This is a genomic window from Corynebacterium tuberculostearicum SK141 (genome assembly GCF_000175635.1).
Lineage (GTDB): Bacteria > Actinomycetota > Actinomycetes > Mycobacteriales > Mycobacteriaceae > Corynebacterium > Corynebacterium tuberculostearicum_C.
Genome location: NZ_ACVP01000032.1, coordinates 40,374 through 65,323, shown reverse-complemented (window position 1 = coordinate 65,323; position 24,950 = coordinate 40,374). Strand labels below are relative to the sequence as shown.

The 24,950-nt window shown below is 59.2% G+C and carries 23 protein-coding genes; 18 read left to right on the top strand and 5 right to left on the bottom strand.

Going from position 1 to position 24,950, the window contains the following annotated elements; all coding sequences use genetic code 11:
• The first annotated feature begins 12 nt into the window (after positions 1–12).
• From CORTU0001_RS09960 to CORTU0001_RS09950, 3 genes are read left to right on the top strand one after another with little or no spacing between them, the layout of a single operon-like run.
• Entirely contained in the window at positions 13–2,829 is a 2,817-nt protein-coding gene (locus CORTU0001_RS09960; RefSeq protein WP_005329623.1) for a DEAD/DEAH box helicase, read from the top strand.
• A gap of 32 nt (positions 2,830–2,861) precedes the next feature.
• Positions 2,862–3,989 (top strand): M24 family metallopeptidase, encoded by a 1,128-nt coding sequence (locus tag CORTU0001_RS09955; RefSeq protein WP_005329622.1) that lies wholly within the window; start codon positions 2,862–2,864, stop codon positions 3,987–3,989.
• Complete coding sequence (locus CORTU0001_RS09950) at positions 3,989–4,735, top strand: SDR family oxidoreductase (protein WP_005329620.1); 747 nt, start codon at positions 3,989–3,991, stop codon at positions 4,733–4,735. Before CORTU0001_RS09955 ends, CORTU0001_RS09950 begins: the two co-directional genes overlap by 1 nt.
• Positions 4,736–4,749: 14 nt before the next feature.
• On the opposite strand, the gene CORTU0001_RS09945 is transcribed toward CORTU0001_RS09950, so the two are convergent.
• Positions 4,750–5,535, bottom strand: coding sequence for a hypothetical protein (locus CORTU0001_RS09945; RefSeq protein WP_034668730.1), 786 nt, complete (start codon positions 5,533–5,535; stop codon positions 4,750–4,752).
• Between the two features lie 85 nt (positions 5,536–5,620).
• Here CORTU0001_RS09945 and CORTU0001_RS09940 point away from each other — a divergent pair, with 85 nt between their 5' ends.
• The 3 genes from CORTU0001_RS09940 to CORTU0001_RS09930 are packed head-to-tail and all read left to right on the top strand — an operon-like array spanning position 5,621 to position 8,651.
• A complete protein-coding gene (locus tag CORTU0001_RS09940; protein ID WP_005324766.1) occupies positions 5,621–6,223 on the top strand; it encodes an FxsA family protein in 603 nt (200 codons plus the stop codon).
• Positions 6,223–7,752 carry an apolipoprotein N-acyltransferase gene (lnt, locus tag CORTU0001_RS09935; RefSeq protein WP_005329610.1) on the top strand — a complete coding sequence of 510 codons (1,530 nt, stop codon included), beginning with the start codon at positions 6,223–6,225 and terminating at the stop codon, positions 7,750–7,752. The genes CORTU0001_RS09940 and lnt overlap by 1 nt, the downstream gene beginning before the upstream one ends.
• 5 nt (positions 7,753–7,757) lie before the next feature.
• Complete coding sequence (locus CORTU0001_RS09930; RefSeq protein ID WP_005324764.1) at positions 7,758–8,651, top strand: polyprenol monophosphomannose synthase; 894 nt, start codon at positions 7,758–7,760, stop codon at positions 8,649–8,651.
• A 79-nt stretch (positions 8,652–8,730) separates the two neighbouring features.
• Here the strand turns inward: CORTU0001_RS09930 and CORTU0001_RS09925 are convergent, their stop codons facing one another.
• Complete coding sequence (locus CORTU0001_RS09925) at positions 8,731–9,114, bottom strand: RNA polymerase-binding protein RbpA (RefSeq protein ID WP_005324763.1); 384 nt, start codon at positions 9,112–9,114, stop codon at positions 8,731–8,733.
• A 130-nt stretch (positions 9,115–9,244) separates the two neighbouring features.
• On the opposite strand from CORTU0001_RS09925, the gene CORTU0001_RS11565 reads away from it, so the two are divergent.
• From CORTU0001_RS11565 to CORTU0001_RS09905, 4 genes are all read left to right on the top strand, one after another.
• Positions 9,245–9,586: a hypothetical protein gene (locus tag CORTU0001_RS11565; protein WP_034655353.1), complete on the top strand. Its 342-nt coding sequence runs from the start codon at positions 9,245–9,247 to the stop codon at positions 9,584–9,586.
• A gap of 3 nt (positions 9,587–9,589) precedes the next feature.
• Entirely contained in the window at positions 9,590–10,291 is a 702-nt protein-coding gene (locus tag CORTU0001_RS09915) for a YceI family protein (protein ID WP_005324760.1), read from the top strand.
• 2 nt (positions 10,292–10,293) lie between these two features.
• On the top strand, positions 10,294–10,470 hold the full coding sequence (locus CORTU0001_RS11835; RefSeq protein WP_005329606.1) for a hypothetical protein: 177 nt from the start codon (positions 10,294–10,296) through the stop codon (positions 10,468–10,470).
• Positions 10,471–11,553: 1,083 nt separating this feature from the next.
• A complete protein-coding gene (locus tag CORTU0001_RS09905; RefSeq protein WP_005329604.1) occupies positions 11,554–12,462 on the top strand; it encodes a Dyp-type peroxidase in 909 nt (302 codons plus the stop codon).
• 41 nt (positions 12,463–12,503) lie between these two features.
• On the opposite strand, the gene CORTU0001_RS09900 is transcribed toward CORTU0001_RS09905, so the two are convergent.
• Positions 12,504–13,817 (bottom strand): class I SAM-dependent methyltransferase, encoded by a 1,314-nt coding sequence (locus CORTU0001_RS09900; protein ID WP_005324757.1) that lies wholly within the window; start codon positions 13,815–13,817, stop codon positions 12,504–12,506.
• Positions 13,818–14,050: 233 nt separating this feature from the next.
• Between CORTU0001_RS09900 and CORTU0001_RS09895 the strand changes: the two genes are divergently transcribed.
• The 4 genes from CORTU0001_RS09895 (at position 14,051) to CORTU0001_RS09880 (ending at position 18,611) form a co-directional block, all read left to right on the top strand.
• Positions 14,051–15,394 (top strand): NAD(P)/FAD-dependent oxidoreductase, encoded by a 1,344-nt coding sequence (locus tag CORTU0001_RS09895; protein WP_005329603.1) that lies wholly within the window; start codon positions 14,051–14,053, stop codon positions 15,392–15,394.
• Positions 15,395–15,640: 246 nt separating this feature from the next.
• Positions 15,641–16,453 (top strand): hydroxyethylthiazole kinase, encoded by an 813-nt coding sequence (gene thiM / locus CORTU0001_RS09890; RefSeq protein ID WP_005329601.1) that lies wholly within the window; start codon positions 15,641–15,643, stop codon positions 16,451–16,453.
• Entirely contained in the window at positions 16,454–17,083 is a 630-nt protein-coding gene (thiE, locus tag CORTU0001_RS09885; RefSeq protein WP_005329593.1) for a thiamine phosphate synthase, read from the top strand.
• Positions 17,076–18,611, top strand: coding sequence for a bifunctional hydroxymethylpyrimidine kinase/phosphomethylpyrimidine kinase (locus tag CORTU0001_RS09880; protein WP_005329592.1), 1,536 nt, complete (start codon positions 17,076–17,078; stop codon positions 18,609–18,611). The genes thiE and CORTU0001_RS09880 overlap by 8 nt, the downstream gene beginning before the upstream one ends.
• Here the strand turns inward: CORTU0001_RS09880 and CORTU0001_RS09875 are convergent.
• The gene (locus tag CORTU0001_RS09875; RefSeq protein ID WP_005329591.1) at positions 18,608–19,210 is read right to left on the bottom strand and encodes a class I SAM-dependent methyltransferase; all 603 of its coding nucleotides are present in this window, start codon (positions 19,208–19,210) and stop codon (positions 18,608–18,610) included. The genes CORTU0001_RS09880 and CORTU0001_RS09875 overlap by 4 nt on opposite strands.
• Before the next feature lie 108 nt (positions 19,211–19,318).
• Between CORTU0001_RS09875 and CORTU0001_RS09870 the strand changes: the two genes are divergently transcribed.
• Both CORTU0001_RS09870 and CORTU0001_RS09865 read left to right on the top strand, forming a co-directional pair.
• Positions 19,319–20,392, top strand: coding sequence for a magnesium and cobalt transport protein CorA (locus CORTU0001_RS09870; protein WP_005329588.1), 1,074 nt, complete (start codon positions 19,319–19,321; stop codon positions 20,390–20,392).
• A gap of 23 nt (positions 20,393–20,415) precedes the next feature.
• Complete coding sequence (locus CORTU0001_RS09865; protein WP_005329586.1) at positions 20,416–21,582, top strand: saccharopine dehydrogenase family protein; 1,167 nt, start codon at positions 20,416–20,418, stop codon at positions 21,580–21,582.
• On the opposite strand, the gene CORTU0001_RS09860 is transcribed toward CORTU0001_RS09865, so the two are convergent.
• Complete coding sequence (locus tag CORTU0001_RS09860; RefSeq protein WP_005329576.1) at positions 21,579–22,025, bottom strand: PaaI family thioesterase; 447 nt, start codon at positions 22,023–22,025, stop codon at positions 21,579–21,581. The genes CORTU0001_RS09865 and CORTU0001_RS09860 overlap by 4 nt on opposite strands.
• Positions 22,026–22,084: 59 nt before the next feature.
• Here CORTU0001_RS09860 and gndA point away from each other — a divergent pair, with 59 nt between their 5' ends.
• Together gndA and CORTU0001_RS09850 are read left to right on the top strand one after the other, a co-directional pair.
• Positions 22,085–23,536, top strand: coding sequence for an NADP-dependent phosphogluconate dehydrogenase (gndA, locus tag CORTU0001_RS09855; protein ID WP_005329574.1), 1,452 nt, complete (start codon positions 22,085–22,087; stop codon positions 23,534–23,536).
• A 108-nt stretch (positions 23,537–23,644) separates the two neighbouring features.
• Entirely contained in the window at positions 23,645–24,943 is a 1,299-nt protein-coding gene (locus CORTU0001_RS09850; protein ID WP_005329572.1) for a DEAD/DEAH box helicase, read from the top strand.
• The last annotated feature ends 7 nt before the right edge of the window (positions 24,944–24,950 follow it).

Genomic DNA, 24,950 nt, shown 5'->3' with positions numbered 1-24,950 from the left:
GCCTGGGGAGTCATGACTGAAACTCATCTGGATTCTTTTACCGCAGCCCTGCCATACCCGTTGGATGAGTTCCAGGTAAAGGGCTGCCAGGCCGTGGAAAACGGTCACGGCGTACTGGTCTGCGCGCCGACCGGCGCCGGCAAAACCATCGTGGGCGAATTTGCTGTCTCTTTGGCGCTGAGCCGGGGAACCAAGTGCTTTTATACGACGCCGATTAAAGCCTTGAGCAACCAGAAGTACCACGACTTGGTGGAAGAGCATGGCGAAGAGGCCGTAGGCCTGCTCACCGGTGACGTATCGATCAACTCTGATGCAGAGATCGTCGTCATGACCACCGAGGTGCTGCGCAATATGATTTACGCAGAATCCGCGGCCCTCGATCGCTTGACCCACGTGGTCATGGATGAGATCCACTTTTTGGCCGATGCTTCCCGCGGTGCTGTGTGGGAAGAGGTCATTCTCAACCTCGCGGATCATGTCTCCATCATTGGCCTATCTGCCACCGTGTCCAATTCGGAAGAATTCGGCGACTGGCTGTCAACCGTGCGCGGCGATACCACCGTCATCGTTTCCGAACACCGCCCAGTTCCTCTCGACCAGTGGATGATGCTGGGGCGCAAGATTTATCCGCTCTTCGAGCCAGAATCTGGCGGACAGGTCAACGCTGAGCTAGAGCGTAGGATCCAGCGCCTGGAAGCTGGCGATACCGACGATGGTCGCGCGGACTATAAGTCCGGCAAAGGTTTTCGCGCTCGCGCCCGTCACAAGGGCGGCGGGCGCAGCGAATTCCACGGTAAGGGAAGGGGACGATCCGGTGCCGCCCGGCAGCAGGATCGCTACCGCCCCTTGGGCCGCCCAGAGGTATTGAAGGTACTGCAATCGCAGGACATGCTTCCGGCGATCACCTTCATTTTCTCCCGTGCAGGCTGCGACGGCGCTCTCTATCAGTGCCTGCGCAGCCGCATGGTGCTTACCTCCCAGGAGGAAGCACAGCAGATTAAAGACATTGTCGATGCGGGTGTGGAAGGTATCCCTGAAGAAGATCTGCAGGTTCTAGACTTCAAGCGCTGGCGCGAAGCCCTGTCCCGCGGCTTTGCCGCACACCATGCGGGCATGCTGCCCGCCTTCCGGCACATCGTAGAAGACCTATTCGTACGCGGCCTCGTCCGTGCCGTGTTCGCTACTGAAACGCTTGCTCTTGGCATTAATATGCCGGCGCGCACCGTGGTGCTAGAAAAGCTCATTAAGTTCAATGGTGAGGCGCACGTCGATCTCACCCCAGGCCAGTACACGCAGCTGACTGGCCGGGCAGGACGCCGTGGCATCGATACGTTGGGCAATGCAGTTGTGCAATGGGCACCCGCCATGGATCCGCGTCAAGTAGCTGGCCTTGCTTCTACCCGTACGTATCCTCTCATTTCCACTTTTGCACCGGGTTACAATATGGCGATCAATTTGCTGGGCATGCTTGGTTTCGAGGAATCTCTGCGTTTGTTGGAAAAGTCCTTCGCACAGTTCCAGGCCGATGGCTCCGTCGTGGAGGAAACGCGCGAGATTGAACGCGCCGAGCATCGCGTGCGAGAACTGCGCAACCAGCTCGATGATGCCGTGTCGTCGCTTGCACCGCCTGCAAAGGACGGGGAAGATCCCGCCGAGGTTCTCATGGACTATGTCCGCCTGCGCCGCGAGCTCACGGCCGAGGAAAAGCAATCAGAAATCGATAGTGCCAACCAGCGCAACCAAGAGGTGATTGCGGTACTGGGACGCTTGCAGCTGGGCGATGTTATTGCGATGCCCGGCAAGAAGCGTCCTATTCTCGCTGCGGTTGTTACTCCCGCGAACCAAACTGCGGATCCCCGGCCGTGGATTACCACTGAGTCTGGGTGGTCTGGCCGTATCGATGCAGCCGGAATCAATAACCCTCCGATCCAAGTCGGTAGCATCAAGATCCCCAAGCCGGTGCGCAAGAATCCACGCCGCAATACCCGATATGTGCAGGATGTTTTGCACCGCGAACACTTCGACCGGCCCAAGCGCATGAAGTCGCACACCCGCGCCCGGCCTAATAAGCGAGTGGGGCAGTTGCGCGACGCACTGCGTGCTCATCCAGCTCACGATTGGCCGGCTACTGACCGCGAACAGCTGGCGGGCCTGGCACAAAAGCTTGCACGGCGCGAGCGTGATCGGGACAAGCTGCAATCCAAGGTCAATAAGGCTACGGATACTTTGGGCCGCACTTTCGAGCGCATTGTGGATCTCCTCGCAGAGATGGACTACGTCGAGTTCACCGGGGTTGGCGCGGACCGCACGCCGGTCATCACCGAAGAAGGTGAGCGCCTTGCCAAAATTCACAGCGAATCCGATCTGCTCGTGGCCCAATGCCTCAAGCGCGGAATTTGGGATGAACTGGATCCCGCAGAGCTTGCCGGTGTTGCCTCCCTGTGCTGTTTCGAAAACCGCAAGGCCACCAGTGGGCAGCCTGAAGCGGCCACCGAGCGCATGGCTGACGCTATGAATGCCACCTGGCGCGTGTACACCGAACTGACCGCAGATGAGCAACGCCACCGGCTGCCGCCTACCCGCGAACCGGAAGCCGGGTTCGCCTTGGCGGTACACCAATGGGCGGCTGGCGCGCCCTTGGGCTATTGCATGGCTGCGGCCAATGAGGCTGGAGCTGAGCTCACCCCGGGTGATTTTGTCCGTTGGTGCCGCCAAGTCATCGACCTGCTGCAACAAGTGGCTAAGACGGGGTACGACGGCGAAATTCAGCGCAACGCCCGCCGGGCCATTGACGCAATTCAGCGCGGTGTCGTAGCCATTGGCGCCTAAAATCCGCGGCGCGGACGAGTAGACTCTGGGGCATGACTGATACTCAGACTTTTTCCGCTGATGTCTACGCCCAGCGTCTGCACGCCGCACAAAAGGCGGCTGCAGACAAGGGCATCGATTTGCTCCTCATTGGCACGGGATCAGACTTTGCCTACCTCACCGGCTCCTGGGTCTCTTCCCACGAACGCTTGACGGTCTTGGTCGTGCCGCAGCGGGGCACTGCATGGATCGTCGCGCCTAATACCGATATCACCGATATCAAGGCTGCACCGGTAGGTCAGCTGGATGTGGAGCTGCGCGGTTGGAACGATGGTGAGGACCCGTACGAGCTGGCACTGCGTGGCGCAGGCGACGGACTAGGCAAGGTAGCGCTGGGACAGTCGCTGACGGCAGACCACGTGCTGCGTTTCCAAGATCTGCTTCCACACGCCAGCTATGAACTGGCCACTTACGCACTGGCCGAACTCTTTACCCGCAAGGATGAGGCTGAGATTGCTGAGCTGCGCAAGGCTGGCCATGCCATCGACGCAGTCCACGCGCAAGTTCCACAGCTTTTGCAGGCCGGTCGTACTGAGGCCGAGGTCGCCCACGAACTGGAAAAGCTCATCCTGCAGGAGCACTCTGTTATCGATTTCGTCATCGTCGGCTCGGGCCCGAATGGCGCCAACCCGCACCATAGCTTTTCGGATCGCGAGTTGGCTGAGGGCGAGCCAGTCGTCGTCGATATCGGCGGCACTTTGCCTTCCGGCTACCACTCCGATTGCACCCGCACCTACGTAGTGGGCGGGGATATTTCCAAGGCTCCGCGGGATTTCCAGGATGCCTATGCCGTGCTTGCTGACGCCCAAGCCGCCGGCCGAGCTGCAGCCCACCCCGGCAGCACCGCCGCAGACATCGATGCCATCGTCCGCCAGGCGATCTCGGCGGCCGGCTGGGGCGACTACTTTGTCCACCGCACCGGTCATGGCATCGGCCTGTCCACGCACGAGGAGCCCTTCATTATGGAAGGCAACGATCTCGCCTTGGAGGAGGGCATGGCCTTTTCCATTGAGCCGGGTATTTACTTGGAAGGCAAGTGGGGCATGCGTTTGGAAGACATCGTGGTGCTGACCAACGATGGCTACGAGTCCCTGAACCAAGCTCCGCGTGACGTCCGTTAATGGCTGGCGTACTGATTCTGGGCGGCCGCAGCGATATTGGCGGAGAAATCGCTAGGCGAGTAGCCCCTGGCCAAGATATTGTGCTCGCCGCTCGAGGCACCCACGGTATGGAAGGCGTGGAAGGCCGGCTCCGGGCGGCAGGTGCGCGCAGCGTTCATCTGCTCGATTTCGACGCCGCAGATTTTCCGTCCCATGCCGGTGTGGTCGATCGCGCCATAGAGTTGGCAGGCCCCATTGAGCTTGCTGTCGTCGCCTTCGGCATCCTTGGTGACCAGCAGCGGGCAGAACGCGATGCGTCCCACGCGGTCGACATCGCCACAATCGATTATGCCGCGCAGATTTCACTGCTTACGCTGGTTTCCCAGCGCATGCACCGCGGTCATATCGTCGCATTTTCCTCGATAGCAGGCTGGCGGGCCCGCCGGGCAAATTACGTGTACGGATCTACCAAGGCCGGTCTTGATGCCTTCTGTCAGGGACTGGCGGACAAGCTGCACGGCAGCCAGGTAGGCCTTATTACCGCGCGTCCTGGCTTTGTCATCGGCAGCATGACCGAAGGAATGAAGCCGGCGCCGCTTTCTGTGCGTCCGGCAGATGTGGCCGAGGCAGTTGTCGGTTGTATTGACCGCGATGCACGGCGCGGTAAGCCGCGTTCGCGCACCGTGTGGATTCCTCGGGCTCTGCAGGGCCTAGCGTGGGTCATGCGGCTTGTACCGCGCCCAATATGGCGGCACATGCCGCGCTAAACCTTGCGCTCTTTCTACTCTGCGCGCAGCAGGGGAGAGTTGATATCGAAGATAAAACCGCGTGGGGCGAGTACGCGCAGTACCACTTCGGCGTCGCCCTCGGCAATATTGTGAAAGACTAATCCGCCCCACGGGGTGACGGTGATGTCTACCTCTAATTGGCCGATGAGCTGCGCAAACTCAGCAGGGATGGCGCCGCGGTGCACGCCCGCGCCGAGGTCAACTACGCCCGCAGGCAAATGATCATCTAACCAGCCAATAGGGCCTGGTTCTGCCAGGGCGGAGGCATCATGCTCTAGGGATTCGGTGCCTTGGAGCGCCTCCTCATAGTGGTGGGCGGCAGCGTGCGGAGTCAGTGGGGCCGAGGGGGCGTCGCCAAGCGGGGAACGCTCAAGGCGCAGGGCACCGTCCCCGTCGATGCTAAGGCTGACTGCGGCCGCGCCGGTCGGTACGTCGTCGTGGGCGATAACGGCCAGTCCGGGACCGCCTTTTGCCGCTCCTAGCTCAGCCGCGATATCCTGGGCCGTTTGCTTGGCCTCCGCCGACAATGGCGAAGCCAGCACCGGCATCGCCGTGGCGCGCAATTGCAACTCCTGGAGCTGCTGAATGAGTGCCTCCGCATCCTTAATGCCGCGCAGCTCGATTGCGGAGAACCGGTCGATGTAGACATACCCATCCGCACAAGCACTGGCGCACTGCGCCAAAGTGACCCAATCCTGGGCGTGGGTGCTGCCGCCGGCAACGTAGATGCGGATGCACGTGCCGTACTGGGGGTCTTCAAAAAGCGCAGGAGTAAGCATGCGCACTAGTTTAACCTGCCGCGGCTGCAGCCTCGCGCATGAGTGTTGCCAGCACTTTATCAGTCTGCCTCGTTAGACTGAGGCCATGCCGTTTATGTATTTTGCTCTCTACATGGTCGCAGAGACCCTGACTTTTTGGGCCGTCTCAAAATGGATCGGCGTTGGCTGGGCGCTTATCGCACTCTTTGTCACCATGTTCTTCGGAATGTCCATCGCTGGCCTTGAAGTGCGCCGCTTGATGGGAAAGCAGGTCGAACGCACAGGGGACGGTACATACGTCGTTCACGCCGGCAATGTGGGCAAGACCGCCAGCAATGTGGGCCTTACCTTGGTAGGCGGCATGTTGCTTTCTTTGCCGGGCTTCTTGACGACGATCCTCGGAGCCCTCTTTATCTTCTCGCCGACCCGCGCCGTCTTGCGCACGGTGCTAGCGGCCTCCTTGTACCGCAAGATCGAAAACATGGGCGTTAAGATCTACGAGGCCACCCCAATGGCACAGCAGCACGACTCTTATGGCGACTTTGGCTCCTTTGGTCGTGGCCAAGCAACACAAAGTGGGCACCCCAGCATGCAGGATGCTGGCCCGCATGAAGTGTTGGATGAGGAAGAGATCCGCCGTTGGAGCGAGAACCTGGATCCAGATGACTTCGGACCCTCCGGTGGCGAGTCCAAGGGCGGAAAGAGCTAGTGGTGCTAACTCTTGCCCGCCTCGTAGTGGCGGGCCTTTCCGGTCTGCTCACATATGCCGCCATAGAGCCCCGTGGCTGGTGGTGGGCTGCCATTGTGGGCGTGGGCTTGCTGTACGCGAGCTTGCTGCCGTGGGGAACTAGGCACGTTACCGCCCGTGTGGGCGCGCTTCTTGCAGTCGCGCATTCGCTCGTGCTGTACCTGCTGACGCTGCCATGGATCGGCGAATTAGTGGGCAGTGGGCCATACATCGCTTTGGCTATATGGCTTTCGGTATACGCGATTCTACTGGGCATTGGCGGCGCGGCAGTAGCGCGGTGGAAATACGGTTTTATTGCCTTCCCGTTCTTCTACCTCGCGGTGGAGGTGTTGCGTTCTTCGGTACCTTTCGGCGGTTTTTCTTGGGTGAAATTGGCTTGGGGACAAATCGACGGACCGCTAGCCAACCTGGCTCCGTGGGGTGGAACCTCGCTCATTACCGCAGCCACGGTTCTGTGCGGTTGCGGTCTCGCTGCACTGCTGATTCAACGCGGATGGAAAGCCAAAAGCGCCGCATTCTTAGCAGCTATCCTTCCCCTTGCAAGCGCAACGGTGGCAGGTCTGGGAATCAACCGAGACGATTCCACTGTCGGGGAAGCAAAGGTTGCCGCTATCCAAGGAAACGTACCACGCATGGGCCTAGACTTTGCCGGGCAACGCCAAGCGGTCCTTAACAACCACGTGGCTGAGACAAAGAAGCTGGCCGCACGCGACAAGGACATTGACCTAGTCATCTGGCCCGAAAACTCCTCTGATATCAACCCATTCCGTGACGGCAAGGCAGCCTCGGCGATCAGTGGCGCCGTCGATGCGATAGACGCACCTGTTTTGGTTGGCACCGCTACGCGGGATGAGGTGGGAGCCCGCAACACAATGCAGGTCTTTGCTCCCGGGCATACGGTAGGAGACCACCACTATAAGAAGTACCTGCAGCCCTTCGGTGAAACCATGCCCATGCGGGACTTCTTTGCCAAATTTTCTGACTATGTGAATCTAGCCGGTGACTTCAAACCCGGCGACGGCCCAGGCGTTGTCTCCATGGCGGGAGTGCCGGTAGGCGTGGCAACGTGCTACGAGGTCTCCTTCGATAACGCCTTTAGGGAGTCGGTGAAAAATGGTGCACAACTACTGACTACTCCCACCAATAACGCCACCTTTGGCTATTCCGATATGACCTACCAACAATTGGCCATGAGCCGATTGCGCGCCATGGAGACGGACCGAGCCGTGGTGGTGGCGGCGACCTCTGGAGTATCCGCCATTGTTCACCCAGATGGCCACGTTAGCCAGTCCACGGAGATTTTCACGCCGGACGCGTTAGTAGAGCAGTTGCCCTTGCGTAGCGGAGAGACCTTTTCCGTGAGGTTTGGTTCGCCCCTGCAATGGCTCATGGTTATTATTGGAACAGTCTGCGCACTGGTAGCTTTGCGCACAAACCGCCTGCGACGCACCCCGCGCCGCTCCGGCACAGATACATACGTAGGAGCATAAACACTGTGAGCACGCTTGAATCCTCGACCTTGGTCATCATCCCGACCTATAACGAGATCGAAAATCTTCCTCTCATTACTGGACGCGTCCGTGAGGCCGTCCCAGAGGTCCATATCCTCATCGTGGACGATAACTCTCCCGATGGAACTGGTGACAAGGCCGATGAGTTCGCAGCACAGGATGACCACATCCACGTTCTTCACCGCGAGGGCAAGGGCGGTCTGCTAGGCGCTTATATCGCCGGCTTTGAGTGGGGATTGGAGCGCGACTACCAGGTGCTGTGTGAGATGGATGCAGACGGCTCCCATGCGCCGGAACAGCTTCACCTGTTGTTGGAAGAGGTGGACAAGGGCGCGGACCTAGTTATCGGCTCCCGCTACATTCCGGGTGGCGAGACCGTCAACTGGCCGGCTTCTCGTGAGTACCTCTCCCGCTTGGGCAATATTTACATCTCCGTAGCGCTGGGCGCTGGGCTGTCCGATATGACCGCCGGCTACCGTGCGTTCCGCCGCGAGCTGCTCGAGTCCATCGACTTTGATGAGCTGTCCAAGGCCGGCTACATCTTCCAGGTCGATTTGGCCTTCCGTGCCGTCAAGGCTGGCTTTGACGTTCGCGAAGTTCCCATTACCTTCACCGAGCGCGAATATGGCGAGTCCAAGCTGGATGGTTCCTTCGTGAAGGATTCTTTGCTCGAGGTCACCAAGTGGGGCGTTGCTCATCGCGCTGAGCAGCTGCAGGACTTTGGCGGCGCGGTGTCCAAGTTGGTCAACCGTGAAGTCAAGGACGGCTCCATTCATGACCTAGGCGTTCAGGCCCGTAAGGGCGCCGGCTGGGTTTCTGACTTCGCCAGCGAGATTGGCCATCTGGCAAAGCACCAGATTGCGCAGCTGAAGAAGTAGGCGCCACCGCAACGCATAAGGCCCGTACCGTCCCTTAGTCAGACTAGGGAGGTACGGGCCTTTTTGCTGCCGCAGAACTTTAAGAGTTATTTTGCTGCTGCTCCTGCTGTTCCTTCAAGAGGCGAGCTGCGGAACGGCGGCGGGAGCGCAGGTGGTTAATGCGCTCTTCAAGCAGCTCATCGAGCTCCTCGATGGAGCGGCGCTCACGCAGCATATCCCAGTGGGTGCGTGGTGGCTTAGCGGGCTTAGACTCAACGCCTTCACCTTCTACTAGGTGGCCCAGCTTGCCGTTCTTGCACATCCATTCTTCAGGGATTTCAGCATCATCCGCGAAAGGCACCTCATAAATCTCGCCGTCTTCGGTGCGGTACTTCACCATCTGGCGCGGTGCGAGGTCGTGGTCGCGGTCGGTTTCGTAGCTGACTGCGCCCATACGGCTGCCACGGAGTACGCGATCTGCCATGCAACATCATCCTTTTCAAAGAGATCCCTGATTGAGTGCGAAGCAAAACTTCGCCTAAGAGCTACTAATTATAACGAACACCCACGCGTCTTTGTTCCCAGCCCGCCCAAAATGGACTAAAGTGTATCGGGTGATCCGTACAGCTAGTCGTGAACGCAACGTCGGTTCCTGCCAATGGTGTGGGAAGGACATTGACCAAGGCGGTAGGGGACGGCCACGGAAGTTTTGCAGCGCCTCCTGCAAGCAGCGCGCTTATGAGCAGCGAAATAACGTCAGTGGCACGGGGATTCCCGCCAATGCCGTGATCCTTACTCCAGAAAAGGCAGAGAGTTTGCGCGACGGACTTTTTGAACTACGTTGTTCCGCAGAAGATATCAATACCGCCGCGGAGGAAGGCGCTAGTGCGCAGGAGCTTGCCGGTTTGTGCGAAGAGCTTGTTGCCCTGGCGCGACGCCTAGAAGGACTTCGATAGCAGATGAAAAAGCTTTTTTATAACCGCAAGCTCGTCATCACCATCTTTGTGGTGCTGATTGTGTTGCTCACCGCCGTGGCCATTGGCCCGATGGTGTATTCGCTCCTCAAGGGCGCCGGAGTAAAGACCGAACCAGTTTCCGCCGACGGCGCAAAGGCCGCATCAACGGAGCTCGATGGCACCTGGGAGGTAGCCAAGGGACGCGCCAATAACCATACCTCGGTTGGTTTTACCTTTAATGAGGTTCTACCTGCGGAAAAGACCACCACATCGGGTTCAACCACGGAGGTCACCGGCCAGGCGGATATTTCTGATTCCACCCTGAAAACCGCCGCGGTCACTGTTGATATGGACGAGCTGACCACGGACAAGAAGGTCCGCGATCAGAACATGAAGTCCAAGCTCTTTGAGACCCAGCTTTTCCCAGAGGCATCCTTTGAGCTCACCGAGCCAGCCTCGCTTGCCGACGTCCCGGATGACGGCACCATTGGCACAGTCAAGCTCACCGGAGATCTGACTATCAAGGATGAAACGCACGAGATTTCCCAAGACTTCGACGTTCTTCGCGATGGCGATCAGATCGTCATCGGCGGCACCGTGCCAGTTGATCGCCTTGATTATGGCGTGGAGACCCCGGAGATGCTCGCCGCGAAAGTCGAGGAAAAGGGCGAGGTAAATCTCCGCATTTCCTTTGAGAAAAACTAGCGATGGTCAAGCCAGTGAATTCCCGTCAGATTATCCCGTTTATGTGGCTGCGCCTCGTCGTCGTCATCGGCTTTACCATTTTCGTAGCCGTTCAACAGATGTGGGTCATTGTGGCCATCTCATTTCTTTTGGCGCTGTTGACTATCTGGCAGCTGTGGAGCGCTTACCGGAATCGCTAATTAGACCTTCACGGTTTTGGGGAAACCTCCTCGAATAACGTCAGTGTGACGTTATATAGTGGTGTAGTTGCTCCCGCCAGTAGGGCGTATTTTCGCCCGATATCAGGTTTTTCGGTCACCGAACGAAACACCGCCGCCAAAGGTTGGCCCCGGAATGAAGAAGTCCCGAAAGATGGATGGGCCCGGCCGCTGCAAATCCGGGCTCCAATAAGCTACAGCCGGAATCGATACCTGCGCCTAAGTCTGGCGGCCGGCGGATGGTGCGGCAAAGACCGCGGGGCGTCGCCAAGCAAAGCGCCGTAACATCGCGTGGAGGTAACCGGGGCCCAATATATGGGCTGGGAGGATGGGAAGATGAGTTAGCACTAAGGCGCTTAAGGAGGCGCCGCACGATGACCTCCCGATATCAGTAGTTGTCCGATAATGTACATTATGTCATTTTAACCAGGGGTGGCATTCCCCCTTTTAGCTCCTGACTCCATACATCGATACCTGCACCTCGCTTCTGTCGTTCGCTCCTGACAACACGCGCCCGAATGAAGCTTCCCAGATGTGCCATTCCTTCACGACAATTGGGCTCTCGTCATTTCTCATACGGCGGATGACTTCTTTCTCGGCTAGGCCTCTCGTAGCACATGCGGCCTTAAGCTCTGGATCGAATTCAGCGTTCGACGGATCCGATCCCTGCGCGTGTCCACCGCTAAATACGATATAAACCACTTCCGGATGGTGTTCTACATCCAGTGGACCTTTCCACCCACGCAGGTGTGCCTCTTCAGTCCAACAGGTTACCCCTGAGCGGTCTACACATTGTCCCATCGCTTTTTCTTGAGCGCGCGTCAGCGCAACTCCTGCAAAAGACTCATCATATGAATCGTCATTCCGCGCAAACAATACGAAGAGCCGCGCGGTTCCTTTTCTTCTACTTCTTCGTATCCATGTCCACATCTTCTCACCCGGCTATCGGTTAGTTTTCAACCAAAATGCACACTAGCGCATATAACGGCCAAGCAGGTCTCTATCAGGAGCGATTCCAAGCCGGCGAACGTACCTCATCTCCACAGGGTGCGTAGAATCGACAACATGACGATTCAGCACGTAGTAGATAAGCCTTCCCGCGCAGCTCTCTTCCTCGTCCTTGAAATCAAGGACGGTGGCGAGCAGGCCACTCGCGATATGCTCACGGGGTTTGCCGGACTGTTTAAGTCCGTTAACTTCCGCTACAACGAAGGCGAGCTTTATACCGTAGTCGGCATTGGTGCTTCCATGTGGCCGCGTTTGACCAGCGCGCCTATGCCGGAACGCCTGAAGGAATTTGAGGCAATCGATGCCGCGCATAAGGCCCCGGCCACGCCGGGCGATATTCTTCTCCACTTCCGTGCGAATACCTATGACCTGTGCCATGAGATGGCCCGCCAGGTACTGGATCAGCTGGGCGATGCCGCCAGGGTTATCGATGAGACCCACGGCTTTAAGTACTTGGACCAGCGCGATTTACTAGGCTTTGTGGATGGCACCGCCAATCCCCTCGCCGAAGAGGCCTTAGATACCGTGCTGCTTGGCGACAACGCCGACTACCCTCGTGGCTCCTACGTCACCGTCCAAAAATATATCCACGACCTGGCCAAGTGGAACGAGCTGAGCACCGAGGAGCAAGAAAAGGTCATCGGCCGCACCAAGGCCGACGATATCGAGTTGGATGACGATACCAAGCCCACTAACTCGCACGTCGCCCTCAATGACCTAGAGGAAGGTATTTACCGTGAGAACATGGTCTTCGGCTCTTTCGCCGCGGGTGAGATGGGCACTTACTTCATCGGCTATGCCAAGGACCCCGAAAACGTCATGGAACGCCTGCGCAATATGTTCATTGGCAAGCCGGAGGGAAACTACGACCGTATCTTGGACTTCTCCACCGCGCTTACTGGCACCAACTTCTTTGTGCCCAGTGCGGATCTGATGAAGAACTTCGACGAGCTGCCGCCGGCCTAAGGGCCGCCGGCCTAAGGGCCGCCCGCCTTACGGCCGGCCGCCTAACGCCGGCCCCCGCGGTTGCGGTGAGCCAACCCAAATTGCACCGAGTCAATCATCCCGAGCGTCATAAGGGCCTCACGGAGGGCAAATTGGAAGGTCCATAAGCGACGGAAGACTGGGTCGAACCCAGCGGCCGCTGCTTCTCGCAGGTGCCCGTCAAAAAAGGATCGCTGCTGACGCAGGGATTCCAAGTAATGGGTGCCTACGTGTGTTTCGGACACGATGCGCAGGTTAGAGTTCTTATCCACTAGCTGGTGCATCTCCGTGGTGCGCGGATAGTCCAACCCCGGCCACACATAGGCTCGCAAGGCCTGAAGCGAGGCCTTACCGGCCTCCGTCATCGACTCGGTCGCCACGATGGACTGGATTCCCGCCCGCCCATTAGGCGTCAAAAACCGATCGACTGCGCGGATATATTCTTTGCGCTCGCTGGCGCTGAGTTGTTCTACCTTTTCTACAGTGACGATTGCGTCATAGTGCCCGTGCCATTGCTTAGGGTTCGGGACGACACCGGGAATGCGCTCGACATGGATGGAATCGTCTGCCCCCTCTAGTACGAGGGCCTCGCGCATGTGGCTCATTTGGTCCACATCACTGGTCAAAACGTCCACCGTAGCGCGTCGCTTAGTCGCCCGCATCGCTGGCTGCATTCCGGCAGCCGGGTACACCAACAGGTGGGTTCCGGCGCCGGTGCGGGTGCCGTCAAGCAGCCAATCCGCTGCGCGGCGCTGCGCATCTCCCAGGTCATCCCTGTCCACACTCGTGGGCTCACTCAGCGTCGTGACATCGACGAAGTGGCTCTTCGGCTCCTTGCGGCCGGCCTTGGGGCTATAGCTTTCCACCGTTTCCCTAATGGTGGTCGGTACGCCACTGGAAAAAATCCCACCTACATGGCTTAATCCATCGCCGGCATAGAGCCGAACCAATTCCAGTGGCAGCTCCCCTGGCTCCGACTTACCAGCACCAAGCATTTTGGACTTGGGGAGGTAGCCTGCTCCCAATAGGCGGCCGAGCACCTTTACCAGCTGCGAGGAGGAAGTGACGGTCCACTCTCCTGCCATGTAGCTTTCCGCAAATCCCAACCAACCGCTAGCGGCAATGCGCTCAAACAAGGCATCATGCCCCACCTTGAGATCTGGTCCATCTTCGGCTTCGAGGTCCAGTTCTAGACCGGCATCATCGCAGGCCTTGGCAAATTCAGCCTCTGCCCGGCGGGCTTTCATTCCAGGCCAACGAGGTGCGGGAACCGTAGCCACATTGGGCCAGGATTCTGCATCGATAGAGCTCAAATACTCAGGGCGGGTAAAAGACATAATGCCAGGTGCGCTCCTTGGTGGGCGGAGGAAGTCACTATCCGGAACAACCTTAGTCAGCTTTGTGCGCACCCCGGTTTAGGCGCTCCGCACAGCCGCGCCGGTTCTTCCCACGGAATCCGCAACGCAGGGGCGGAAGTTTATCAGTCATTAAGTATGCGCGTTCTGTTTGAAGTGTTTAGACTGTACAGGTACAAAACATTAGCTTTCTTAAGGAAGGTCGCATTAAATCCATGACTGATACCCCTTATCGCCCCAACGGTGGCCGCCACCACGTCGTCGTGGTTGGCGCCGGCTTCGGTGGTCTCAACACCGTTCAGAAGCTGAAGAACGCCGATGTGGAAATCACCCTCATCGATAAGAAGAACCACCACCTGTTCCAGCCGATGCTGTACCAGGTAGCAACCGGCATGATTTCCGCCGGTGAGGTTGCCCCTTCCACCCGCCAGCTGCTGCGCGATCAGGACAACGTCCACTTCGTCAACGCTGAGGTAACTGATATCAATCTGGCGGACCAGACGGTGACCGCCGAGCAGGACGAGTTCTCCCGCACCTATGCTTATGACTCCCTGGTTGTCGCCGCGGGTTCCGGTCAGTCCTACTTTGGCAACGACCACTTCGCCGAGTTCGCCCCCGGCATGAAGACCTTGGACGATGCCCTGGAGCTGCGTTCTCGCATCATCTCGGCCTTTGAAAAGGCTGAGCTTACTGACGACCCCGCAGAACGCGAGCGCCTGCTCACTTTCATCATCGTTGGTGCCGGCCCAACCGGCGTTGAGCTCACCGGCCAGATTGCCGAATTGGCAAACCGTACCCTCAACGATGTCTACTCCAACTACGGCACTACCTCCGCCAAGATCTACCTGCTCGATGGCGCCCCACAGGTACTGCCACCATTTGGCAAGCGCCTGGGCCGCAAGGCGCAGCGCACCTTGGAAAAGGAAGGCGTACAGGTTCACCTCAACGCCATGGTGACTGATGTAACCGCAGATACCGTCACCTACAAGGACATGAAGACCGAGGAGGAGACCACCCTGACAGGTGCTACCAAGATCTGGTCGGCTGGTGTGGCCGCTTCCCCACTGGGCAAGATGGTTGCAGAGCAGGCTGGCGTCGAGGCAGACCGCGCAGGTCGCGTCTCCGTCAACGAGGACCTGACCGTGGGCGAGCACAACAACGTCTACATGATCGGTGACATGATCTCCCTCAACCGCCTGCCGGGTCTGGCACAGGTTGCTATCCAGGGTGGCGCGCACGTCGCAAAGCTCATCCAGGCCAAGGTGGACGAGGAATCTACCGCAAATGAGAAGGAAGCCTTCGACTACTTTGACAAGGGCTCCATGGCCATCGTCAAGCGCTTCAACGCCGTCGTTAAGCTGGGCAAGACCGAGTTCGGTGGCTTTGCAGGCTGGGTTGCATGGCTCGGCCTGCACCTGACCTACGTCATTGGTCTGCGCAGCCGCTTGGCCGTGCTGGTTAACTGGGCAACCAATATCCTTTCCCGCGATCGCGGCAACCTGGAGATCACCACCCAGCAGCGCATCGCACGCAACATCATTAACAAGAACGAGAAGTAGTACCTCCTCGCTCGCATCGCCGCCCCACCTGCTGCAAAGCAGGCTCTGGGCGGCGATTTTTATTTTCCTCGGCTACCTGCTGCTAGCGCCGGCGATTCCACTACTGGGGAGCCCGGACATCGATTTTCGCACATAGTTTCCGTGACCTTTGTTAGGCTGAGACACGCAACATGGGGTGCCGCACGCGGTGCGGCTGAGAAATACCCATCGAACCTGCACTCAGTTAGAACTAGCGAAGGGATAGTTGTGGATTATGCTTTTCTGCGCGCACACGACGCTGTGCGCGAGTCCACGCCGCTTATTCAATGTTTGACCAATAAGGTCGTCAGCAACGTCACCGCCAATGCCCTGCTGGCCATCGGGGCTAGCCCGGCGATGGTCGATACGCCGGAGGAATCGCGCGAATTCGCCCAAGTAGCCAGCGGCGTACTCATCAATTGCGGCACGCCCAGCTCAGAGCAATACGGCGGCATGCGCGAGGCTATCGCTGGGGCGAACTCCGCCCACACCCCCTGGGTACTCGATCCGGTAGGCGCCGGCGGACTGAGCCACCGCACCGAATTCATGCGCGAGGTGCTGCCACTCGGCCCGGGCGCAATTCGTGGCAACGCCTCAGAAATCATCGCCCTCGCAGGTACTGGGCAGGGCGGCCGTGGCGTCGAATCTACCGATGGCGTGGAAGCCGCCCTGGATTCGGCAGTAGCACTTTCCCGGGATACCGGAGCCGTCGTGGCCATTTCCGGCCCGCGGGACCTTATCGTCCACGTCGGCGATACAACCCGTGCCGTCTACCTCGAATCGGGACACCCGATGCTCCAAAACGTCATCGGTACTGGCTGTTCGCTTGGTGCTATCTGCGCCGCATATCTGGCCGCGTGGGAGGATCCTTTCGAAGCGATCATCGCTGCGCACGCGCACGTTGGCGCGGCGGGTAGCGTGGCTGTCGAGAAGCACCACGCCCCCGGCTCCTTTGCCGTTGCATGGCTGGATGCCCTCTACGATGTCCCGACGGCGGATATCGAGGGCCTGGTCAAGCTCACTGACGTGGAGGAGGTTTAAGTGTCTATTGACTGGACGCTCTACCTGGTCACCGATCCTGATCTGGCTGGCGGGCGAGACAACGTGGTCCCCATCGTGCAGGAGGCTGTACGCGGCGGTGTTACCGTTGTCCAGCTCCGGGACAAGGAAGCTAGCGATGAACAGATCGAGCGCACCGCACGCGAGTTGCTTGATGTACTGGGCGATGTCCCACTATTCATCAATGACCGCGTGGAGGTGGCCGCAAAACTCGGCTGCCACCTGCACATTGGGCAGGATGATATGGCCTTTCGCGAGGCCCGAGAGAAACTGGGTGAGGGCCAGCTTATTGGCTTATCCATCGGCAGTAACGAGGAGCTTGCTGCTATAGCGGACGATGCGCGCCCAGATGTCATTGGCATCGGGCCCGTGCATTCGACTGCAACGAAGAAAAACGCCCCGGCCGGCATGGGTACGGCTGCGGCCGCAGCACTCGCTCACGCCGCACGTGAGCGTGGCATCGAATCCGTCGCCATCGGCGGAATCAAGACCCATAATGCGCACGAGCTGGCGGGCAGCGACTTTGCCGGAATTTGCGTAGTCAGCGACATCATGGCGGCCGAGGACCCCGCAGCAGCCGCCGCCCACCTTAAGGAGGCTTTCCATGGCTAAAGGCATCTATCCCCGAGTACTATCCATTGCCGGTACTGATCCCACCGGCGGAGCAGGAATTCAAGCAGATCTGAAATCCATCTCTGCCGCAGGCGGCTACGGCATGAGCGTGGTGACGGCGTTGGTGGCTCAAAACACCCAGGGTGTTCGCAGCGTCCACGTACCACCGGTGGACTTTCTGCAGGAGCAGCTAGACTCCGTCATCGATGATGTGGAGATTGATGCGGTAAAGATTGGCATGCTTGCCGACGCCGCCATTACCGCCAAGGTCGCAGACTTCCTGCGCCGCCTGCCGGACGATGTTCCCGTGGTACTTGATCCGGTCATGGTGGCTACCAGTGGAGATCGTCTGCTGGAAAACGACGCAGAACAGGCCGTGCGCGATCTCTGCTCACAGGTGGACCTCATCACTCCCAACTTGAAGGAATTGGCAGTCCTTACTCACACGAACGAAGCGAGCGACCTAGAAGAGGCCATTGCCACGGCGAAGGAATGGGCGAAGAGTGCTGGTACCGCGGTCGTCGTCAAGGGCGGGCACCTCGATGCTGACATCGCCGACAATGCGGTGGTTAATGCGGATGGGGCTGTGCACCGCGTTGCTTCCAGCCGTGTGGACACGAAGAACACGCATGGAACTGGGTGTTCCCTTTCCTCTGCCCTAGCCACCCGCCTGGGAGCCGGCGATAGTCCCGCGGCAGCTCTGGTTTGGTCCACTCAGTGGCTGCATGAGGCCATTGCCCATGCGGATGCGCTTCACGTGGGCAAGGGACACGGCCCCGTGGACCACCTGCATCGCTCGCAGCGCCTTATGCAGGCGGCGTCTACCCTGCCCCGGCCGTATTTATCCGGCAGTTTGGAAGAACCGGAAAACGTTGACCAGCCGCGCGTTTCCGCGGCCGGCCCGCACACGCAACGCCTGTGGAACCTAGCCGGGGATCACTGGGAGGCCATCAAGGATCTGCCCTTTATTCGGGCCTTGGGCACGGGAGCGTTGGAAAAGGATGCCTTTGGCTTCTACCTCGACCAAGATGCTCAGTACCTGAATGCCTACTCCAAGGCGTTGGCTCGCCTCGCCAGCCAAGCCCCAGAAGCGGCACAGCAACTGCATTGGGCTGAGGGAGCGCATGATTGCTTGGCAGTGGAGGCCGAGCTGCACCGCGGCTGGCTCGAGAGCGATATCACGACTGCAGCCTCCCGGGTAACTAGCGCCTATACGGATTTCCTCATCCGCTCGACGCATACGGATGACTACGTAGTGGGCGCTGCGGCGGTACTGCCCTGCTACTGGCTATATGCAGAGGTAGGCCTCCACCTCGCAGAATTTGATTCCCCCGAACACCCCTATCACTCATGGCTCTCCATGTACGGCGGCGAGGACTTCCTCAACGGGGTTCGCACTAGCCTCGACATCGTCGAACAAGCCCTCGCCGGGGCGGATGAGCGCACCCGCCTGCGGGCCGAGCGCGCCTATATTACCGCCAGCCACCATGAGGTTGACTTCTTCGACCAAGCCGATAGGCGCTTTTAGGCCAGCAAGTCCGACCCAGGGCGCGAAAGAACGGCGACGAGGAAGGTGGAATGCTCCGAGAAGAGCTTCATGTCCCACGAGGAGAAAGTGAAGTCGACTCGGTAGCCCACCTTCTGCGCCATGTCGAGGAAATCAGCAAATTCCCACCCACGGCCCTCGCCAAAGCCGGTGACGAGGCGACCACCGGGCTTGAGGGAATCATAGATATTGCGCAGCGCGGGCTCGCGGCCGTCCTTTGCTAGAAAGCCCATGACATTGCCTGCGGACACGGCGATATCAAAGGGGCCTTCGGGCACCTCTTCCTCGCACAGATCTCCCACGAACCATTGCCCCTCTGGGAAATCGTGCTCTGCGTGCTCGATGAGAATGGGGTCTACGTCGACGCCCACAACGCTGTGGCCACGGCGAAGCAGCTCGCCGCCGACGCGGCCGGTGCCACAGCCGGCATCGAGGATGGTGGAGTTGCGTTCCACCATGGCGTCGATAAGCCGGGCCTCGCCGTTGATGTCTTTACCCTGTGCGGCCAGCACCTTCCATTTGCGAGCAAAGTTATGGGAGTGCTCGGGATTAGCGTCGGTTACTTCTTTCCACGTAGGCATAGATTCGATTATATTACCCGCCTTCGGTGTAAGATTTACCCGCTGCGTAAAATCGCCGCCTGCCCATTGGGAAAATATCCGCACTACCGCGCAAAGGAGGCTGAAAAGATGCCATCCGTACCTTCACCCTTTAGGGGCCGCAAGAAACCCGAGCCTCCTAGTAAGCCTACTTCCCTGCCGGTACCACCAGAGCGCGCCATCGAACATTGCCGCGTCTTTGTGGATGGCGAGGCGCTTCCTGGAGAGTATTCCACCAGCTCCGCGCTGGAAGCCATTGAGGAGTACGGCCGCGGATTTATTTGGGTGGGCCTGCACGAGCCCTATGAATCCCAGATGACCAAGGTGGCCTCCCAGTTTGGGATCCACGAACTTATCGTGGAAGACGCCGTTATGGCCCATCAACGCCCTAAGCTCGAGCGCTACGATGATCAGCTCTTCGTGGTCGCACGATCCGTGAACTACCGCGATCATGATGAGGTCACGGATAAGCGCCAGATCATTTCCACCGGTGAGATCCAGATGATCATGGGCTCCAACTTCATCATCACCGTCCGCCACGGCGCAAAGCTGCCCAACCTGGCTTATACGGTAGAAGATGAGCAGGACTTGGTAGAGCTTGGCCCAGTGGCCATGGCCTGGAAGATCCTGGATATGATGGTGGACCGCTACTCGGAGATTTCCCGCCTCATTAGCATCGAGGTCGATGAGCTAGAAGAAGAAATCTTCACCCCTAACCTCAAGTTTGATGTGGACCGCATCTACATGTTCAAGCGTGAGGTGCTGGAGATGAAGCATGCCATTGACCCGCTCTCGGTGGCACTGAAATCCATGGTCTCTGACCACAAGGATTTAATTTCCAAGCAATTGCGCTCCTACCTGCGCGACGTCAACGACCATGAGCTTGTGGTCAAGGACCAAATATCCAGCTTCGATGAGCGCCTTACCTCGCTTATCGACGCCTCCGTGGCCAAGGTAACGATGCAACAAAACTCGGATATGCGCACCATTTCCGCGGTCGTTGGCATGTGGGCCGCGCCTACTTTGGTGGCGGGTATCTACGGTATGAACTTCGATATCATGCCGGAGCTGCACTGGGCGCAGGGATACCCCATGGCTATCATCATCATGATCTTGGTCGTTGTGGGCCTGTGGGCGTGGTTCCGAAAGAACCACTGGCTCTAAACCCTCCGGTACGCTCGTGCACTATGAGCGATATCACTGTTTACGGCGCTACCGGGCTGGTCGGCCAATTGGTGGCGCGCTACCTTGCCTCGATTAACGCGCCCTCTGTGACTCTGGCCGGCCGGAACCGACCGGTGCTCGCCGCGCTGCGCGATGAACTCAATCCGCACTGGGACATCGCCATCGCCGCCGCCGATGATGCTGACGCTGTGGAGCGCATGGTGAAAGGTACCAAGGTGCTCATCACTGTGGTCGGTCCCTATAGCCTGTATGGCGGCCACGTCGTTGCCGCTTGCGCGCGCCATGGCGTGGACTATGTTGACCTATGCGGCGAGGTTCCCTTTATTCGCCGCAGCATCGATTCTCACCACGCCACCGCCCAATCCACGGGTGCGCGCATCGTCCACTCCTGCGGTTTTGATTCCGTTCCCTCGGATATTGGCATGCTCAATCTCTACCAGGCGGCAGGAAAGCCGTTTGCACGGGTGCAGATGGTCGTCGACAAGCTCAAAGGCGGAATCTCACCGGGCACCATCGAGTCTTCCCTGCAGGTCTCGCATGCCGCGCACGCGGATAAAGAGGTAGCCCGCAACCTGCACAATCCTTACTCACTGGACCCGGACCCCAAGGCCGGTCCACGCTTAGACGGCCTCCAGAATGACTTCGAAATCAAAGAAGTCGACGGCGTGGGCTGGGTAGGCCCCTTTTTCATGTCCATGTTCAATACCCGCGTGGTGCGCCGCTCTAACGCTCTGCTGGGGCGCGCGTGGGGCACACGCCTGTTTTACAAGGAAGCATGGTGGGCTGGCACCGGTCTTCCCGGGCGCGCCCGCGCCTATGGGCTGGCGCTCGCCACCAAGCTACTTTTTGATGGCACTCAGTCGCGCCTGCGCCCACTGGTGGAAAAGGTCCTGCCCACCCCCGGACCTAGCGGTGCACATTTCCAGGTCAGCTACCACGGCATTACCGAAGATGGCCAACGCTGGCGGGCAACTGTTTCTGCCGAGGGTGACCCAGGATATGAAGTCACCGCAATGATGCTGAGCCAGGCTGCGCTCTGCTTGCTCGAGTCGCGCTCTAATGCCGGCCGTGCAGGCGGCGTACTCACCCCGGCCACCGGGCTTGGAAAGCCCTATCTTGAGCGGCTAAACTCCCACGGCATGTCTTTTACCGCCGCTCGGGTGGACTAGCGCAGAATCATAGTGCGCAAGGTGGTGCGGGCGATAAGCTCGCGGCCTTGCCGCATCTCGACGCTCCACACGTGGGTGCGGCCGCCTAGCTGCACGGGCGTAGCCACGGCTTCTAACTCGCCCTTTCCTGTGGAGCAAATGAAGTCGCTGGAGTTATTGACGCCGACTGCGGGGGCGTCGGCAGCCGCAACGCTGGCAATGGAGGCCACGGTTTCTGCGATGGAGCAATACAACCCACCGTTGGCTACTCCCCAGGGTTGGTGATGCTCCGGCCGCACCTGCAGTTTCGCACGGGCCTCGCGCGGGCCCACGTGGGTGAACTGCAGTCCTAGCAATTCCGCAAGGCCGCCGTTTAAGGCGTTGAGAGACTCCAGTTCTTCTGCATTGAGCACTCGCGTGTGCGCGAGGTGGAGCAAGTCATTGAGTTTCTGCGTATCCGACATAGTCCACCAGCCTAGCCATTGATGCCAGCCTCGCATCCTAGTGACGTAGGATAGGCAGCATGATTGAAAAGAATGAACTTGCTCAGATTGGCGTCGTGGGATTGGCGGTCATGGGCTCTAATTTGGCCCGTAACTTTGCCCGCAACGGCAATACCGTAGCGGTGTATAACCGCAGCCCTGAAAAGACTCATGCGCTCATTAAGGCCCACGGTGAGGAAGGCAACTTCGTGCCCTCGGAAACCATCGAGGACTTTGTGGCTTCCTTGGAGCGCCCGCGCAAGGCAATCATCATGGTCAAGGCTGGCAAGGCCACCGATGCCGTCATCGATCAGCTGGCCGAGGCCATGGATGAGGGCGATATCATCATCGACGGCGGCAATGCTTTGTTCACTGACACCATTCGCCGCGAGAAGGACGTAGCCGCCCGCGGCAAGCACTTCGTCGGCGCCGGAATCTCCGGCGGCGAGGAGGGCGCGCTCAACGGTCCGGCCATCATGCCCGGCGGCCCCAAGGAGTCGTGGGAGACCCTCGGCCCGATTCTTGAGTCCATCGCTGCGAATGTGGACGGCACCCCGTGTGTAACCCACATTGGTCCAGACGGCGCCGGCCACTTTGTCAAGATGGTCCACAATGGCATCGAGTACGCCGATATGCAGGTCATCGGCGAGGCTTATCAGCTGCTGCGCTATGGCGCGGGCATGGAACCGGCCGAAATCGCAGAGGTATTCCGCGAATGGAATTCCGGCGACCTTGATTCCTACCTCATTGAAATCACCGCCGAGGTTCTGGCCCAAAAGGATCCGGAGACTGGCGCCCCGCTTGTCGACGTCATCGTGGACGCTGCCGGCCAGAAGGGCACCGGCCGCTGGACCGCCATCAACGGCCTAGAGCTCGGCGTTCCGATTACCGGTATTGCCGAATCCGTCTTCGCCCGCGCGCTGTCCTCCTCCACCGCGCAGCGCAGCGCCGCCCAAGAAGGCCAGCTTCCCGCCGGCACCATCAAGGCGCTGGACGTGGACAAGGCAGATTTCATCGAGGATGTGCGCCGCGCGCTTTATGCCGCCAAGCTCATTGCCTACTCCCAGGGCTTTGACGAGATTAAGGCTGGGTCCGAAGAATTCGGTTGGGACGTTGACCCGCGCGATCTAGCAACCATCTGGCGCGGCGGCTGCATCATCCGCGCCAAGTTCTTGGATCGCATCCGCGCAGCCTACGACAATAATGCGGACCTGCCCGCCCTCATTCTCGACCCCTACTTCAAGGGCGAGCTGGAAGACCTCATCGACCCTTGGCGCCGCGTGGTCGTCGCCGCTACCCAGCTGGGACTTCCGGCACCGGTCTTTGCGTCCTCCCTCTCTTACTACGACAGCCTGCGTGCCGAGCGCCTGCCGGCCGCTCTCATCCAGGGCCAGCGAGATTTCTTCGGCGCCCACACTTTCAAGCGCACCGACAAGCCGGGCACCTTCCACATTGAGTGGTCCGGTGACCGCAGCCTGACCCAGACCGACTAGATTCGCATTGACTTGATTGGGGCCCTTCGGGGCCCTTTCGCCTTTTCCAAGCAGGTCTTTCTCATGGAATGCGGCGATCCGCCGCGCTGCCGATAGGATGGGAAAGCGATGACTACCTTTGCCGATCTCGGCCTTCCCCAGCGCCTAGTACACGTTCTGCACAACGAAGGCATTACGGAACCGTTTCCTATTCAAAAAGCCGCGATTCCCGACGCCCTTGCAGGCAAAGACGTACTCGGCCGCGGCCCTACCGGGTCGGGTAAGACCTATACTTTTGGCTTGCCCATGCTCGCCCGCCTTGCCGGAACTGGTGCTTCCAAGCCTGCTCATCCCCGTGCGCTTATCCTCGCCCCGACCCGCGAGTTGGCTACTCAGATTCACCAGCGCCTTGACGAACCTGCGGCAACGCTGGGCTTAAGAGTGCTTGCCGTCGTGGGTGGGGTAAATATTAATCACCATATCCGCTCCCTCGCCCGCCCCGTTGATGTTCTTGTCGCTACCCCTGGCCGTGCCCAGGATCTAATTGATCAGGGCAAGCTGCATTTGGATGCGGTCCAGATCACTGCGCTGGATGAAGCCGACCAGATGGCCGATATGGGCTTTTTGCCCCAAGTACGCAAGCTTCTGCGCCTAACTCCGGTTCAAGGCCAGCGCTTGCTGTTTTCGGCGACGCTTGACGGCGACGTCAACAAACTGGTGGAGCAGTTCCTCCATGACCCAGTGGTCCACTCCACTGCCCCGGTGCAAGCTGCAGTGGATTCCATGTCCCATCACCTCTTTTTCGTCGGCGAGCGGACCGCCCGCAACGAGGTGGTGCTGCGCATTGCTGCCCGCCAAGGCAAAACCATCATGTTCATGCGTACGAAGCACGGCGTGGACAGGCAGGTCAAGAAATTGCGTCGCTCCGGCATCAACGCTTATCCATTGCATGGCGATAAAGGCCAAGGCGCGCGTACCCGCGCAATCGAAGGCTTCGCCGATGGCAGCATTCCAGTCTTGGTCGCCACCGATATTGCCGCCCGCGGTATCGATATTGCAGACGTTTCACTCGTTGTTCACGCCGACCCGCCCGCGGAGCACAAAGCCTATCTCCATCGCGCCGGCCGCACGGCACGCGGCGGTGCTGCGGGTACCGTGATCACTTTGGTCATGGATGAACAACGCAAAGAAGTAGACGCTCTAATTAAGAAAGCCGGGGTCACAGCTACGGAGCACGATATTTCTCACCGTGACAATCCTGCAGGTGCGCCGGTACTTAAGGAGATTACGGGTGCTCGCAAGCCCAATGGCCCTGCCCTTCCCCCGCCCGGGCAGGCCGTACCCCAGAAACCAGCGAAATCTGTCAAGAAATCCAATTTCCAACGCCGTCGCTCAGGCGGCAAAGTCGCCCGCCGCCGACGCCGCTAAGTCAAGG